Source organism: Labilibaculum sp. K2S (assembly GCF_030372765.1).
Classification (GTDB): Bacteria; Bacteroidota; Bacteroidia; order Bacteroidales; family Marinifilaceae; genus Labilibaculum.
Map to the genome: position 1 here is coordinate 221,174 of NZ_JAUCMW010000004.1, position 15,595 is coordinate 236,768.

At 33.8% G+C, this 15,595-nt stretch carries 14 protein-coding genes; 5 read left to right on the forward strand and 9 right to left on the reverse strand.

Annotated elements, in window-relative coordinates; all coding sequences use genetic code 11:
* Positions 1-238 precede the first annotated feature (238 nt).
* The 7 genes from QUH73_RS08160 to nusB form a co-directional block, all read right to left on the reverse strand.
* Complete coding sequence (locus QUH73_RS08160) at positions 239-652, reverse strand: DUF5606 family protein (RefSeq protein WP_289529943.1); 414 nt, start codon at positions 650-652, stop codon at positions 239-241.
* A gap of 92 nt (positions 653-744) precedes the next feature.
* Positions 745-1,464: a TerB family tellurite resistance protein gene (locus tag QUH73_RS08165; RefSeq protein WP_289529944.1), complete on the reverse strand. Its 720-nt coding sequence runs from the start codon at positions 1,462-1,464 to the stop codon at positions 745-747.
* Between the two features lie 125 nt (positions 1,465-1,589).
* Complete coding sequence (gene coaE, locus QUH73_RS08170) at positions 1,590-2,183, reverse strand: dephospho-CoA kinase (RefSeq protein ID WP_289529945.1); 594 nt, start codon at positions 2,181-2,183, stop codon at positions 1,590-1,592.
* A gap of 45 nt (positions 2,184-2,228) precedes the next feature.
* Positions 2,229-3,239, reverse strand: a complete 1,011-nt coding sequence (locus tag QUH73_RS08175; protein WP_289529946.1) for a CdaR family protein — start codon at positions 3,237-3,239, stop codon at positions 2,229-2,231.
* 51 nt (positions 3,240-3,290) lie between these two features.
* Positions 3,291-3,611 carry a preprotein translocase subunit YajC gene (gene yajC, locus QUH73_RS08180; protein WP_289529947.1) on the reverse strand — a complete coding sequence of 107 codons (321 nt, stop codon included), beginning with the start codon at positions 3,609-3,611 and terminating at the stop codon, positions 3,291-3,293.
* A gap of 54 nt (positions 3,612-3,665) precedes the next feature.
* On the reverse strand, positions 3,666-4,139 hold the full coding sequence (locus QUH73_RS08185; RefSeq protein ID WP_289529948.1) for a DUF1573 domain-containing protein: 474 nt from the start codon (positions 4,137-4,139) through the stop codon (positions 3,666-3,668).
* A 129-nt stretch (positions 4,140-4,268) separates the two neighbouring features.
* The gene (gene nusB, locus QUH73_RS08190) at positions 4,269-5,216 is read right to left on the reverse strand and encodes a transcription antitermination factor NusB (protein WP_289529949.1); all 948 of its coding nucleotides are present in this window, start codon (positions 5,214-5,216) and stop codon (positions 4,269-4,271) included.
* Between the two features lie 286 nt (positions 5,217-5,502).
* On the opposite strand from nusB, the gene QUH73_RS08195 reads away from it, so the two are divergent.
* Together QUH73_RS08195 and feoB are read left to right on the forward strand one after the other, a co-directional pair.
* Positions 5,503-5,898 (forward strand): DUF3276 family protein, encoded by a 396-nt coding sequence (locus tag QUH73_RS08195; protein ID WP_289529950.1) that lies wholly within the window; start codon positions 5,503-5,505, stop codon positions 5,896-5,898.
* Between the two features lie 339 nt (positions 5,899-6,237).
* Entirely contained in the window at positions 6,238-8,751 is a 2,514-nt protein-coding gene (gene feoB / locus QUH73_RS08200) for a ferrous iron transport protein B (RefSeq protein WP_289529951.1), read from the forward strand.
* Between the two features lie 323 nt (positions 8,752-9,074).
* On the opposite strand, the gene argF is transcribed toward feoB, so the two are convergent.
* Together argF and QUH73_RS08210 are read right to left on the reverse strand one after the other, a co-directional pair.
* The gene (gene argF, locus QUH73_RS08205; RefSeq protein ID WP_101310867.1) at positions 9,075-10,076 is read right to left on the reverse strand and encodes an ornithine carbamoyltransferase; all 1,002 of its coding nucleotides are present in this window, start codon (positions 10,074-10,076) and stop codon (positions 9,075-9,077) included.
* 63 nt (positions 10,077-10,139) lie between these two features.
* Positions 10,140-11,120, reverse strand: coding sequence for a carbamate kinase (locus tag QUH73_RS08210; protein WP_289529952.1), 981 nt, complete (start codon positions 11,118-11,120; stop codon positions 10,140-10,142).
* 565 nt (positions 11,121-11,685) lie between these two features.
* On the opposite strand from QUH73_RS08210, the gene QUH73_RS08215 reads away from it, so the two are divergent.
* The 3 genes from QUH73_RS08215 (at position 11,686) to QUH73_RS08225 (ending at position 15,594) form a co-directional block, all read left to right on the forward strand.
* Entirely contained in the window at positions 11,686-12,366 is a 681-nt protein-coding gene (locus QUH73_RS08215) for a hypothetical protein (protein ID WP_289529953.1), read from the forward strand.
* 125 nt (positions 12,367-12,491) lie between these two features.
* Positions 12,492-14,897: an FtsK/SpoIIIE family DNA translocase gene (locus QUH73_RS08220; RefSeq protein ID WP_289529954.1), complete on the forward strand. Its 2,406-nt coding sequence runs from the start codon at positions 12,492-12,494 to the stop codon at positions 14,895-14,897.
* 55 nt (positions 14,898-14,952) lie between these two features.
* A complete protein-coding gene (locus QUH73_RS08225; protein ID WP_289529955.1) occupies positions 14,953-15,594 on the forward strand; it encodes a LolA family protein in 642 nt (213 codons plus the stop codon).
* Position 15,595: the final 1 nt, after the last annotated feature.

The window sequence follows — 15,595 nt, forward strand, 5'->3', positions numbered from 1 at the left end:
AGCTGTTCTTAAAAAAACGGGGTACATCCAAATTATTTGCACATTTCACAAGATCCTCTTCATCTCCAAATTTCCATTTCCTTAGTAAGATGGATCTTTTATCAATTTCTATTGTCATGGTAAACCTCCATTTCGGATATCTACTTACAAGTTCGTTAAAAAATATTTGCTGACAATCAAATATGAACAAAAAAAAACTGCCCATAAATAGGCAGTTTCTTAAATGATATAGAAGTTTTTACTCTTCTTCTTTAATTTCTTCTACTGTTTCTTCAAGATTCAACAAATTATTTTCCTGTAGAATATTGTACCACTGAAAAACTTTTTTCATGTCAGAAACATATACACGATCTTCATCGTAATTCGGCAACACCTCAGTCATGTAAGCTTTTAATTCATTTCCTGAAGCTTTGTGACTTATAGCCTGTCCACCATTTTCCTTCTCCTTAATACTTTTAAAAACAACAGCTAACTGAACATCTCCTTCATCTGTAAAAATAGCAATATCTTCTAAAGCACTAATTTTAGAAGACGCATAAGCTGCCATACGCTTTTTATCAATCAAAGACTCTACAATTAGAGCATTCTTTGAGTTAGATACCATTTTAAAAAGACCTGAATGTCCTGCTATGGCCAATATTCCTTTCAACATATTTTCGTTTTTATATTTGGAAGCACAAATTTATAATTCAATTGTAGTAAAAAAAATAATTTTGCAAATAAATATCTTAGAATTAATCCAGATTACGCAAAGCCTCTTTCTTTTTTAATTTTTTCAAAGGCTTCACTCAACTTTTGGAACTTCTCCTTTGCTGCCTCCTGCACATCCTCACCCAAATAGCTCACTTTATCAGGATGGTATTTAGCTGCCATTTTCCGATAAGCCTTTTTAACCTCAGCATCAGAAGCATCCCGGGTTAAATCGAGTATCTTATAACTTGATTCAGTAGATTGAATAAACATAGACTTAATCGAGTTGTAATCACCCGACTGAATCCCTAAATAGTAAGATACTTTATCAATAATATTCAATTCCGATTCAGAAACAATTCCATCAGCCTGAGCAATTCCGAATAGGAAATGCATTAGCTGTAATCTGGAGGAATAATCAAGATTGTATTGAATTTGCTGACAAACCTCCTCAACCGGTATGCTTTGTTTTAGAATATCACGAAGTACAGTAATTGCTTCACTAGCTCTGCCAACACCAAAACTTTTTACTAAATATCCTTTTACAAAATCTAATTCTACTTTTAATACTTTTCCATCTGCCTTCATTACAGCAGCAACCAAAACAAGTAAGCTCATCACAAAATCACCTTGTCTTGTAGCTCCTCTTACGTGACCTTTCTCAATTTCAACTGTATCAATTGCCGATCCCAACATAAATCCCAATACTCCGCCAATCGGTCCTAAAAAGGCCCAACCTAATCCCCCAGCTATCCATCTTCCGTATTTTCCCATTTTTTGGCACAAAATTATTTTACAATCCTAATTTTCTTAAAACAAAGAAAACAAAAGATCACTTAATTAGAAATCGCACTTCTAAAAAAGAGATTCTCTTAACAAAGTTTAACAAAAATTCAAATTCACTTCTCAACGAAAGACCTTATTTGCTTGTCTATCCGTTCAATCTGAGGAAGAATTAACTCTGTATTGTTATAAATTACAAAATCAGCTTTTTCAATTCTTACCGATTCAGAAAGTTGACTTTTCATTCTCTCCATAATCAACTCCCTGCTCATTGAATCCCGTTCAATAACTCTTTGAATCCTGATCTCTTCTTCTGCTGTAACTGTAATTATCTTATCGAAATTCTTGTATAAACCACTTTCAAAAATAATAGCTGATTCTTGTATTACATAGGGCGTTTGAGAATGTTGTTCACACCATCCTATAAAATCTTTTCTAACGGCAGGATGAACAATCGAATTAATATCTTTTAATGCTTCAGAATCATTAAATACAATTTCAGCAAGTAATTTTCGGTTTAAATTAAAATTGACATCATAAATTTGATCCCCAAAACGAGAAATTAATAAGCTTCGAAGTTCCACATTTGAAATCATTAATCTTTTCGCCTCAAAATCAGCAACATAAACAGGTATTTCCATCATCTCAAATGCCTTTCCGACAATTGATTTTCCAGATCCGATCCCTCCCGTTAAGCCAATCTTCAACATTACAGAAACGTTTATATAATTTTTTTTTATAAAAAGAAAACTGTTTTATTGGAATGATTTCCTCTCTTTCAGATAAGTAACTTCCTGAGGATAAAAACGAACATTAGTTACAAAACCTGGACTGCGCAACAACTGTATCTTTAACTTATTACTGCCCTCATCTGAAGTATGATTGTAATCTACTCTCACATCAAACAAATCAACCGAAACCTTATCATGTTTTTTAAATCCCACAAAATAAGATACTTTAACATCTCCGGGAAACAACCGAAGCAATAGAGAATCCGGAAGATTACTCACTTTGATTGGAACAGTAATTTTTTCTTCAGTAAACTGTTCGACAGGAACCGTTATTTCAATTTTCCTTTGATCAAACTCAAGACCTTCAATCTGTTTTAAACTTACACTCTTTTTAACCGTTTTATTCAAATTAGTTAAAATGAGTTCCTCCGTCTCCACAAAATCAATACTATCCAAAATTGAACTGGGTCCTTTCACAACCACACTGTCAAATTCCAAAGAAATTGCTTCATCCAACATGAATTGCTGCTCAAAGCTACTCGACACATTACTCTTGACTGGAACCTTCTTTTCTACGATTGGAGAAAACTCAAAGCGTATTGTATCCGGTGAAATACTAACTAATTTAATACTTGAGGACAAATCTCTTTCGAATCGGCTCACAATTTGAGCCGTAGCCAGAAAATAGGTTTGAAGAGTTCTATTTTCCATACGATTATTAGTATAAAACCCAACATCGAAAGGATTAGAAAGGAAGGCCGTACTTAGTTTATAACGCAATAAATTAAAACCATTTGCATCAACTTTTAAGGCCAATTTTTCCGGTAGTTTATTGGTAAGAACTTTGTTCTTCGGTAAATTAATATACTGAACAGGATAGTTTACTGTGGCTGTATATTCTTTATCTAAAGCGTTTAAGAACCAAAATATTGTAGCAATCCCAACAAAAAAAACATACACAAGCAGTTTTTTATTCGAAGCAATTTTTTCCGTATTAAAAAGCTCCTTTATCTTTTGAAGATCTGGAATACCCAATGTTAGAAAAATTTAGAAGAAGACTGTGCTCATTGAGCACAGTCTAAACTATTATTTTTGAGCAACGTCGCTCATATCTTTAACTACTGCTGCTTTATCAATTTTCAATCGGTTTTGTCCTTCAACTTCCATGATGATCACAGTCTCCTGAATTTCAAGAACTTTACCATAAATACCACCTGTAGTTACAACCTTATCTCCTTTTTTCAAATCTTCGCGAAATTTTTTCAGTTCCTTCTGCTTTTTCATTTGCGGACGAATCATGAAAAAATAGAATACCACTACAATTAGAACTAGAGGTACAAATTGCATGATAGGGTTCTGCCCCTCTTGAGGTTGTGTCATCAATAAGATGTTCAATAAATTATCCATTTCAATCCTAATTTTTAGGCTCAAAGCCTGATTATTATATAAATACTAATTCTTCTATTTCACTTGTGCTGTGATTATCAATTCTTTTGTTCCAGATAAAGTATTACAAAAAACAGTAATCACCTTGTATTGTTTTCCGTATCTTCCTTCTGAGTTAAACTCCACTGTTATATGTGATTCTTCACCAACTTTCACTGGCTTCTTCTCCCACTTTACAACAGTGCAGCCACAACTTGTTTCAACATTCTTAATTACTAAATCTTTCGATCCAATATTCTTAAAAAAGAAATCACAAACAACAATTTCCCCTTCTGAAATATCCCCAAATTTATGTATTTCTTTAGTAAACTCAAACTTCGGAAAACCATTCGACGGAATAATTTTCTCAGAAGCTTTTCCTTCAATCAGTTTGCCATCAAGTTTACCTGCTTTATTTGAAGTGCATTGTATTGAAAATGAAAACAACATCACCACAAACAGTATACTACAAAGATATTTGATGGTTTGAGAATGAGTTTTTTTATTCATTAATTGTTCAAACATTTTGGTTCCCGAATGTAGTGAATTTTAATGGAAGTATATTTGCTTCTCTTAAGAAAATAAAAAATGCGCATTACCGAAAGGCGAGCGCATTTTAAATTATATATCTTGGGATTATTACCCCTCTATTAAACCTCTTCCCGCTTTTTTAACAGTACCATTTGATTTCAATTCCTGAACCATTTTATCTAGAATTCCATTAATGAAATTACTACTATTCGCGGTACTGTAATATTTGGCAATTTCAAGATATTCGTTAAAACTCACTTTAACCGGAACACTTGAAAACTCCTTTATTTCTGTAAGAGCCAGCTCCATGATCAAAATATCCATATATGCTATACGCTCCAAATCCCAATTTTTGGTATTCGCCTTAATCAATTCAAGATGCTCAGTATGATTAATAATAGCCTTACGGAATAATGTTTTCATAAAATCCTCATCATCACGATCCTTATACAAAGACATTAAAGAAGTGTAAGTATCATCAGTTTGAGAAAATCCTTTTATTGTTCTCACAACCATGCTGATAATAAACTCTATTTCATCATTCCAATAGATGCTTTTCTCTTCCATTACGCTGTAAAAATCCTCATCTGCAGCAATAATATGAGTAAAAAACTTCTCTACAAATTTCTTATCAGAAGCATAAGTACTCTCTGGCAAAGCCATATACTCATGATACAAATCTGAATTAATCAATTTGTCATGTAAAATTCGAACGTAATCTTCTTGATCGCTCCAATTTACAGTGTGCGAATTGGAATAACTATTCAACTGAATGTTATCAGACAACTGCCTGATAACAGCATTATTAATAAATCTTGTGTTTGGATTTAAATCCTCATGAGAAGGAATAATTTTGCCTCTTGAATTTTCAATTTTCTTTTCAGAAACAAAAGCAACATCCACAATAAGTAGAAGTAAATAATGATACAAATCGTAAGCTTTTCCGACGCTAAAAAATAATTCTTTTTCAGCCTTAGCTATTGTGCGATCTTGGTTTTTATAATAGGCATACAAAATTTGTAATACCTTAACACGAAGCAATCTTCTACTAATCATACGTTTAAAGAACTTGTCAATTACATTAATTCGGTTGCAAAAATAGGTTTTTTTTACTTGCTAACAAGGAAAAACCAACAAATAAGATAAAATAATTAAGCCTTCCAACAAAATAACTTTACATATTAAAACCAAGTAAAAAAGCCACGTATGTCCTGAAAAGGTTTGCATACTCATTTTAAATAACCACATTTTCCTCAATAAAATACATATTCATAATAAATAGTACGTATATTTTTTTATTTTTGAATGTATAAAATCAAAATAAATAACAAATTATTTTCAGATGGAAGGTTACGATAAAAAGGAAGGGTTTGAAAAACATAATCGAGATGAAATTTACTCAAATGCAGTAAGAGCGGGGAAAAGGACTTATTTTTTTGATGTAAAAGCAACAAAGAAAAACGACTATTACTTAACAATCACCGAAAGTAAAAAACGTTATGACAAAGAAGGAAATTTCACCTTCGAGAAGCATAAAATATTTTTATATAAAGAAGATTTCGATAAATTTTCAGATGGTCTTTTAGAGGCAATTGATTTTATCAAATCTTCAAATATGGAAAAAGAGTCTGACGAAGAAACTTATGCAGATTCCGAATATCATGAACCGGCAACAGTTCTTGAAGGATTTGAATCAGAATCCTTTACAAATATAGAATTTGAAGATTTAACGGAATAATAATTCCATATATACTTATAAGAGCTGTCCTTTCCGACAGCTTTTTTTTTGTTCTTATTCAATTTCACATCAATAAAAAAAAGCAAGTCAAAAAGTCTATGTTTCCTTAAAACATTTACTTTTGCTCAAATTTATATTTAATTTTGTCAATCAGATTAATTATTACACATCCCGGATTAATGCAATGAATTGAAATGGTTAAAATACCTACTATTAGGGATTGCAAGTCACCTATTTTTCCTATACGTTTGACATGCATTAATTAATGCACAATAATTAAATTACAATCAAGTTGCAATTATCAGATACCAAATGGTATCCTCTATTAATAAATTAAGAATGAAGCTTTCCGAATTATCTGATAATCAAGAAGGAATTATAATAAAAGTTCAGGGACACGGTGCCTTTCGGAAGAGAATTACCGAAATGGGCTTTGTAAAGGGCAAGAAAGTCACTGTTATCAAAAATGCTCCTCTGAAAGATCCTGTTGAGTATCAAATAATGGGGTACGAGGTTTCCTTAAGGAGAAGTGAAGCATCTTTAATCGAAGTAATCACAAAAGAAGAGGCTAAAAACATTAAGGTAAATGGATTTGAAGGAACTATTAGTGATGATATTCTAAAAACTTCAGCAAAAGAAAAAGGAAAAAAAATCCATATTGCTTTGGTTGGAAATCCAAACTCGGGCAAAACCACTCTATTCAATTATGCCTCCGGATCAAAAGAGCACGTAGGTAATTACAGCGGAGTAACCGTAGATGCCAAACAAGCCAAAGTAAAACAAAATGGCTACCATTTTAATATTACTGATCTGCCTGGCACATACTCCTTAACGGCCTACTCTCCCGAAGAACTATTTGTTCGTAAATACATTATGAATGAAAAACCAGATGTGGTAATTAACGTTGTTGACGCATCTAATCTGGAGAGAAACCTGTATCTGACCACTCAGTTAATTGACATGGATATAAAGGTAATTATTGCCTTGAACATGTATGATGAACTGGAAAAAAAAGGCGCTGTCCTTAATTTCAAGGCTCTTGCTAAAATGCTTGGTATTCCAATTATTCCAACCGTTAGCCCAAAAGGAACCGGCATAAAAGAACTTTTTAACAAGGTAATTAATGTGTACGAAGACAAAGATCCAATTGTACGCCACATTCATGTCAATTACGGTAAATCGGTTGAAAGATCGATTGCTAAAATACAACATGAAATAAAAAAGGATCCTAAAATCTGCACAAAAACTTCTCCCAGATTCCTGGCTGTTAAACTTTTGGAAGCTGACAAAAGTGCTCGTCACCTCGTACAGGATAGTGACCATCATTTCAATATAAAGAGCATAGTAAAAGACGAAATTCAAAAAATTGAAAAAGAATTTTGCGAAGTGTGCGAAACCGTTATTACTGATTCGAAGTATGGATTTATTGATGGAGCACTAAAGGAAACATACAAAGAGAGTCCAATTAAACGAAGACGAAAAACTACAATAATAGACACCTTCATCACTCATAAACTGTTCAGTTTTCCAATTTTTTTCGTATTCATGTTTTTGACGTTTTACGCCACTTTCAATTTGGGTGAATACCCAATGCAATGGATTGATATGGGGGTAAATGCCTTTGCAGGAATAATTGAACAATTTATGCCTGAAGGTCCGCTAAAAGATTTATTTATTGATGGAATAATTGGTGGTGTTGGTGGTGTTATTGTATTCCTTCCAAATATTCTGATTTTATTCTTCTTTATATCCTTTATGGAAGATACAGGATATATGGCCAGAGCCGCCTTTATTATGGATAAGCTAATGCATAAAATTGGCTTACATGGAAAATCATTTATCCCATTGATAATGGGATTTGGATGTAATGTACCAGCATTAATGGCAACCAGAACCCTTGAAAACAAAAATGACAGAATACTAACCATGCTGATCACCCCGTTCATGTCATGCAGCGCAAGGCTTCCTATTTATATTTTAATAATCGGAACATTTTTCCCCGAACATGCAACTTTAGTTCTTTTCGGAATTTACACTTTTGGTATAGCTCTTGCGATTTTCTTTGCAAAAATTTTTAAAGCGAGCTTTTTCAAATCCAAAGAGGCTCCCTTTGTTATGGAATTACCGCCTTATCGCCTACCAACTCTTAAATCGACCATAATTCACATGTGGCATAAAGGAGCTCAATACCTGCAAAAAATGGGAGGTGTGATTCTTTTAGCTTCTATTCTAATTTGGGCTTTAGGGTATTTCCCCAGAGAGATTAATTTCTCGAAGGATTACGACAAAATGATAGTGGAAACCAATCAAGATTTTGATAGTCAGATAAACAACATACAGCAAGACAAGGAAAATGATACGAAACAGCTGCTATCCGAAAAAAAGATAGAGATTCAAAAAATTCAAAACCTTAAACTGGAGGAGAAGCAACAAAAATCTTACATCGGTCAAATCGGTCAATTTGTTGCACCCGCTCTGCATCCCTTAGGTTTCGATTGGAAAATGACTGTAAGCATATTAACCGGTATCGCAGCTAAAGAAGTTGTGGTAAGCACCATGGGTGTTCTATATCAGGAAGGAGAAGGCGCGAGCGAAACCAGCGAAGGGTTAAGAACAAAATTGAAGGAGCAGAAATTTGCTGGTAGTTATCGAACAGGCGAGAATGTTTTTTCTAGTTTATCGGCTCTATCATTCCTTATATTTATTCTGATTTATTTTCCATGCATAGCAGTAATCGTAACTATCGTTAAGGAAGCCAATTGGAAATGGGCAGCTTTTGTTGTGTTTTATACTACAGGATTAGCTTGGTTAGTTTCCTTTATCATTTACCAAACCGGCAATTTAATTCTTTAAAATTATGAGTTTTCAATTAATATCAACTTATACAATTGTGTTCTTCGCGTCTGGATATACTTTATACCAGTTTGTGTGTTTGTTCATGAAGCAGAAATCCAGTTGTGGCGGTAGTTGTGGTGGCTGCAGTTTTAAAAACGAACTAAAAAAACGTGGTATTTCTGGAAATCCAATTCTCAAAAACCAAAACTTTACATATATTAAAAATTAGAAAATACAAAACACTTTGTTTTTAAGCAAATACAAAACACAGTAGAAAACATAACAACAAATAAAAAGGGTAGTCAAATGACTACCCTTCTCTTTTTATCTAAAAAGCTCAATTATGCTCCTAAAGTAGCAACCATTACTGCTTTTATTGTGTGCAAACGGTTCTCTGCTTCGTCAAATACGATAGATGCAGGAGATTCAAAAACCTCTTCGGTCACTTCAACACCATCCATACCAAACTTTTGGAAAACCTCTTCGCCAACTTTTGTTTGTCTGTTGTGATACGCTGGTAAACAGTGCATAAATTTACACTTGTCGTTTCCTGTAGCTGTCATCAAATCAGCATTAATCTGATATGGCTTAAGAATACCAATTCTTTCTTCCCAAACTTTATCCGGCTCACCCATCGATACCCAAACATCAGTATAAAGGAAATCACATCCCTTAACTCCAGCTTGTGCATCATCAGTAATTGTAATAACAGCACCTGTTTCTTTAGCAATCTCCATACATTGAGCCACCAATTCTTCTTCTGGCTGAAGATTAGCCGGACCAACAATTCTTACATCCATACCCATTTTAGCAGCACCAACCATTAAAGAGTTAGCCATATTATTACGGGCATCGCCTAAATATGCAAATGATATTTGACTAAGCGGCTTATCTGAATGCTCCGTCATAGTTAAAAAGTCAGCTAATATTTGAGTTGGATGAAATTCATCTGTCAAACCATTCCAAACAGGAACTCCAGCAAATTTACCTAATTCCTCTACAACTGCCTGTCCGTATCCACGGTACTCAATACCATCATACATACGTCCTAAAACACGAGCTGTATCAGCCATTGACTCTTTAACACCAATCTGAGAACCGGAAGGACCTAAATAAGTAACGTGAGCACCTTGATCGTAAGCTGCTGTTTCAAAAGCACAACGAGTACGAGTTGAAGATTTTTCAAATATCAAAGCGATATTCTTTCCCTTCATAGTCTGCACTTCTGTACCTGCATATTTTGCTCTTTTAAGATCTCTTGCAAGATCCAACATATATTGCATTTCCTTTGGAGTAAAATCCAACAACTTCAAAAAGTTTCTGTTTCTTAAATTAAAAGCCATGGTATGTATTTTTTTAAATTACAATCACAAAAGTAATTATAATCTGATATTAATAATAGTTAATTAAAAATTATGCTCTACGTCGTTTTTATCGTATTCCATTGTAATCTTGGTTCCGTAAGATTTATCGACCAATTTGGTTGCTTCAGTAATAACTGATTTACCTCCGCCATTTTCAATAAAACTTAGACAAGCACGGATTTTCGGAGCCATAGATCCTTCTGCGAAAGTACCGCCTTCCATATATTTCATTGTATCGGCATGATTCAAGAACTCAAGTTTTTTCTCATTTGGCCCTCTAAAGTCATGATAAACAAAAGAAACATCAGTAAGAATATAAAATTCATCCGCTTTAATCCGCGCTCCAATCAATGCCGAAGCAAGATCTTTATCAATTACAGCTTCAACCGGACAAAGGTTCCCATTCTCATCTTCAGAAACCGGAATGCCACCACCACCAACAGTAATTACAATATTACCCTGACGAGCCAGGTTTTCAATAACCTTCTCATTCAAAACACGAATAGGTTTTGGCGAAGGCACAACACGTCTCCATCCTCCTTCTGCTTTCACCTCTTCCTTAAAAATCCACCCTTTATCAGAGCGCAACTCGTCAGCTTGCGCTTTGGTGTAAATCTTGCCCACACGCTTTAAAGGATCATCAAAAGCAGGATCATTCCTATCAACAACAACCTGAGTCACCAAAGTCACCACATCTTTCTCAATGCCATTTTGCTTTAATACATTACGCAAATTCCTCTCAATCATATAACCAATTCCACCCTGAGAATCAGCCACATCAATATCCAAAGGCATCTGAGGAATATTGTAAAGTTGCTCACCTGCATCGTTTCTCATTAAGATATTACCTACCTGAGGGCCATTACCATGAGCAATAATAACATCGTACCCTTCCTTAACAAGAAAAATAAGATTTTCAAGAGTATCAATTGTGTTCTGAGTCTGCTCCTCAACAGTCCCTTTTTGATTCCCCCTCAACAAGGCATTTCCGCCTAATGCTACAACTGCTAATTTATTTTTCATTATTTTTCCATTTATGTTTTTCATTTCACAATGCAAATCTAAAAAAAATAACAACAAAACAATGAAATACCTTTTCATTTATAATATTTTTCAACCTCTGTTTTTCAACACATTACGGCACTTATAAATTTACTGTTCAGTAACTAATTCTGTAAATACATGAAATTCAAAGCAAACAATCTTTAAAATACACTCGTTTGCAAAGATCAATCTATTTTTGTAGTTATGATAACTTTTACTCATGAGTCAGCATTCCAGTTCAACTATTCTACCCAAATCGATTTGTGCGCAATAAAAAAAAGTTAAGATGTCTTGGTTATTTTTTTAGCATAACCTCTATCAATAATTTACGTATTAGTTAAAAGTGGAATTTAATCAGCAAAAAATGTGATTTTCGTAAAAATATCGTGCAATTTCATGTAAGATGCCAAAATATAATATTGTATTCCCCAATGTTTTCATACTTTTAGTAAATCCTATTTATTGTATTTACAGATAGCTTTTAACTGTAGTTAAAAGCACAAATCTGTTTTCAATAAATATTCACGAACCAAAACATTATCCTATGAAGCAAGGATTGTCTATAATTCTAATTTTATTATTGGTCTGGGGATGCAAAATAAAATCCGAAACTGAGAATAAAATTACTGAAGGGATAATTACCTATAGTGTTAGTTATTTTTCCTCGGAAAAAGACAACCCAATAATTGCCCTTTTGCCAAACAAAGTAGAATTACACTTTAAGGATAATAACATTTGTCTCATATCTGAAGGCTATCTGGGTTTTTTCAGCACAAAATTTCTTTCTAAATACAACAATCCAAACAGTAATATTTTACTAAAGGTATTGAGTAATAAGCTTAACTATGAATTCCCTAAAGATGAAGTAGCATTTGTATACAGTCAGCTTCCTCCGACAAAAATTGAATACAATGATTCCACAAAGCTAATAGCTGGTTATGAATGTAAAAAAGCAACAGTTTTCATGACCGATCAATCAAAAACTCAAGTTAGTCTTTACTACACTTCGGAAATTGGATTAAAAGACCCCAACCGTAACACTCCATTGTACCAAATCCCTGGAGTACTCATGGAATTTGAAACTACTATGAATCAAGTAAAAGCAAAATTCACAGCACAATCAGTAAATCTAATTGCTGTTAGCGAGGAAGATTTCAATATTCCAGAGGAATATGTCCTTTCTGATCTTAAGACATTAAAAAAATACATTGTCGATTTCAATTAATTAACATCTGATTTTAAACTTATCTTTTTAGAAGCTGATTTTCCTGTGGTTTTAAATGCCATTTTTATTACTTTTACATGAATTCGTGCACAATGCGAATTTTGTGAAAAATGAAAAAATAGTCAATGGCTAAAAAGAAAAAAACAAACAATACAAAAGCTAAATTGCGCTTCTCAGCCCCAAAGTTTCTTAGTGACGAAAGAACCAAATTCCTTTTTGGTATTGCACTTTCTCTGTTCACTATTTATATTGGATTGGCATTCGTGTCCTTCTTTTTTACAGGTGGAGCCGATCAAAGCAAATTAGATATTAAATGGCTCGAATTAATCACAGACTCGAAAGTCCGTGTTGAAAACTGGACAGGGAAAACCGGGGCTTATATTTCCAATTTGGTTATAAACAAAGGATTTGGAATTGCATCATTCTCATTCCTTTATCTGCTCGTAGTCCTTTCGCTTCGAATTTGGGGAGTAAAAATACAATCATTACGAAAAACAATTATATTCACCTTACTATTCTGCATTTGGTTTTCGGTTTTCATGTCGTTTACATTTGTTCAATCAACATCGCATTCATTTCTATTCTTGGGAGGAATTCATGGTTACTTTATAAGTGAATGGCTTGTATCTTTAATAGGTAATGTTGGCACTCTGTTTCTAATTGTTCTTAGCTTTTTAACCTTTATTACCTTTGCCTTTCAAAACTCAATTTCTTTTTTCAAAAAAATATTTAAGCCAAAATATAAAACAAACCTTAAAGAAAGTCAAGACTTCTCCAAATCTGATGAAGATGAAACAGAATCATTAACTCGTTCAACACACACTCTAAATGATGAACAAGAGGATGAACAAGGTGAAGACGACGATGAATTAATTATTAATTCCGAGATTTTTCCTGAGGAAGAAATTGTTCTGGAACAGGAAGTAAATAAACCTAAATCAGCAGATGACGATTTGGAGCTAAAGATTGAAACAGTATCAAAACAAGAAGAAACCGTAAGCATTAAGCGCAGACCTATGGAGGATTTCGATCCTACGCTTGATCTTTCAAACTACAAATACCCTCCAATCGAATTATTAGAAGCACATCATGCCAGTAATTCGAGTGTAAGTAAAGAAGAACTTGAATCAAATAAAGATAAAATTGTAGAGACACTGCGTCATTACAAAATTGAAATTACTCAGATAAAAGCTACAATTGGTCCTACTATTACGCTGTATGAAATTGTGCCCGCTCCGGGAGTACGCATTTCCAAAATAAAAAATCTGGAAGATGATATTGCACTTAGTCTATCCGCCTTAGGAATTCGAATTATAGCTCCGATTCCGGGTAAGGGAACTATTGGTATTGAAGTTCCGAACCGTACGCCTGAAATCGTGTCAATGAAGAACATTATTTCATCTAAAAAATTCCAGGAATCAACACATGCACTTCCTGTTGCACTTGGAAAAACAATAGCGAATGAAACCTATACTCTTGATTTAACTAAAATGCCTCACCTATTGGTGGCCGGAGCAACCGGGCAAGGAAAATCTGTTGGTTTGAATGCAATTATTACATCGCTTTTATATAAGATGCATCCTTCCCAGCTTAAATTTGTCCTTATCGATCCTAAGAAGGTTGAATTAAGCATTTATTCAACTATCGAGAAGCATTTTCTGGCAAAACTTCCAGGAGAAGAAGAACCCATAATTACTGATATCCATAAGGTTATTGCAACATTAAACTCCTTATGTATTGAAATGGATTCCAGATATGATTTATTGAAAAAGGCACATGCCAGAAATATAAAGGAATACAATACCAAATTTGTAAAACGTAATTTAAATCCGGAAAACGGTCATCGTTACCTACCCTATATTGTAGTAATTATTGATGAGTTTGCTGATTTAATTATGACAGCGGGAAAGGAAGTTGAGACTCCAATTGCTCGTATCGCCCAATTAGCCAGAGCTATTGGGATACATATGATTATTGCAACACAACGACCTTCAACAAATATTATTACAGGAGTTATCAAAGCTAATTTCCCGGCACGAATTGCTTTTAAAGTAGCATCTATGATTGATTCCCGAACAATTCTTGATAGTCCTGGAGCAAACCAGTTGATTGGTCGTGGGGATATGCTTATTTCATTAACCAGTGAACTGGTGAGGGTACAATGTGCTTTTGTTGACACTCCGGAAGTGGAAGCTGTTACAGAATTCATACAAAAGCAACAATCCTACCCTACGGCAATGTTTTTGCCGGAATATGTGGGCGAATCTTCCGAAAATTCAGCAATGGATATCGATTTGCAAAAAAGAGATGCTCTTTTTGAAGACGCAGCCCGATTGGTTGTTTCATCTCAGCAAGGATCAACTTCTGGAATTCAAAGAAGATTTTCTATCGGCTACAACAGAGCAGGCAGAATCGTAGATCAATTAGAAGCAGCTGGAATTGTTGGTCCTTTTGAAGGAAGTAAAGCCAGGCAAGTATTAATTCAAGATGAATATTCGCTGGAAAAACTATTAAGTGATGTGCTTCAATAAAGGCATGGCACAGTTATTGATTAAGAATAATTGAATATTTACAAAATAAGCTAAAATGAAAAAAATCTTTTGTTTCCTTCTTTTTGGAGCTATATGTTTAAACCTGTCAGCTCAGGATATTAAAGCCAAAACTATTCTTGATAAAGTTTCTGCAAAAAATAAAGAATTTAAAAGTATCAGTGCAGAATTTACTTTTTCTATGGATAATGCGGAAGAAGACATCCACGAAGTATCGGAAGGAAATATAGTTCTTGTGGGTAATAAATATCGTCTTAAACTTATGGGCGTTGATACTTATTATGATGGAACTACCATGTTTTCACACATCATTGATGTGAATGAAGTAAACATTACAGAGCCGGAAGAAAATGATGATGAAGGATTAAATCCAGCCCAAATTTTTTCCATTTACGAAAAAGGATACAACTACAAATACATTAAAGAGGAAACAGTAAATTCTTCTACTTATCATGTAATAGATCTTATCCCTTTAAATTCTGAACGGGGATTCACCTCTATACAATTAAGAATCGATAAGGCTAAAAATCAAATTGAGTCGTTAAAAACAATTGGGAAAGATGGAAATAATGTAAGTATTATACTTAAAAAGCTGACTCCGAACCTGAAATATGCTGATTCTTATTTTGTTTTTGATCCAAAATCAAATCCGGATGCGGAAGTGAACGATATGCGATAAA

Excerpts from the sequence above, each read along its gene's own strand:
- yajC (WP_289529947.1), bottom strand. The coding sequence starts at position 3,611 with ATGGATAATTTATTGAACATCTTATTGATGACACAACCTCAAGAGGGG.
- argF (WP_101310867.1), bottom strand. The coding sequence starts at position 10,076 with ATGGCTTTTAATTTAAGAAACAGAAACTTTTTGAAGTTGTTGGATTTT.
- QUH73_RS08215 (WP_289529953.1), top strand. The coding sequence starts at position 11,686 with ATGAAGCAAGGATTGTCTATAATTCTAATTTTATTATTGGTCTGGGGA.
- QUH73_RS08220 (WP_289529954.1), top strand. The coding sequence starts at position 12,492 with ATGGCTAAAAAGAAAAAAACAAACAATACAAAAGCTAAATTGCGCTTC.
- feoB (WP_289529951.1), top strand. The coding sequence starts at position 6,238 with ATGAAGCTTTCCGAATTATCTGATAATCAAGAAGGAATTATAATAAAA.
- coaE (WP_289529945.1), bottom strand. The coding sequence starts at position 2,183 with ATGTTGAAGATTGGCTTAACGGGAGGGATCGGATCTGGAAAATCAATT.
- QUH73_RS08195 (WP_289529950.1), top strand. The coding sequence starts at position 5,503 with ATGGAAGGTTACGATAAAAAGGAAGGGTTTGAAAAACATAATCGAGAT.
- nusB (WP_289529949.1), bottom strand. The coding sequence starts at position 5,216 with ATGATTAGTAGAAGATTGCTTCGTGTTAAGGTATTACAAATTTTGTAT.
- QUH73_RS08160 (WP_289529943.1), bottom strand. The coding sequence starts at position 652 with ATGTTGAAAGGAATATTGGCCATAGCAGGACATTCAGGTCTTTTTAAA.
- QUH73_RS08185 (WP_289529948.1), bottom strand. The coding sequence starts at position 4,139 with ATGAATAAAAAAACTCATTCTCAAACCATCAAATATCTTTGTAGTATA.
- QUH73_RS08165 (WP_289529944.1), bottom strand. The coding sequence starts at position 1,464 with ATGGGAAAATACGGAAGATGGATAGCTGGGGGATTAGGTTGGGCCTTT.
- QUH73_RS08210 (WP_289529952.1), bottom strand. The coding sequence starts at position 11,120 with ATGAAAAATAAATTAGCAGTTGTAGCATTAGGCGGAAATGCCTTGTTG.
- QUH73_RS08225 (WP_289529955.1), top strand. The coding sequence starts at position 14,953 with ATGAAAAAAATCTTTTGTTTCCTTCTTTTTGGAGCTATATGTTTAAAC.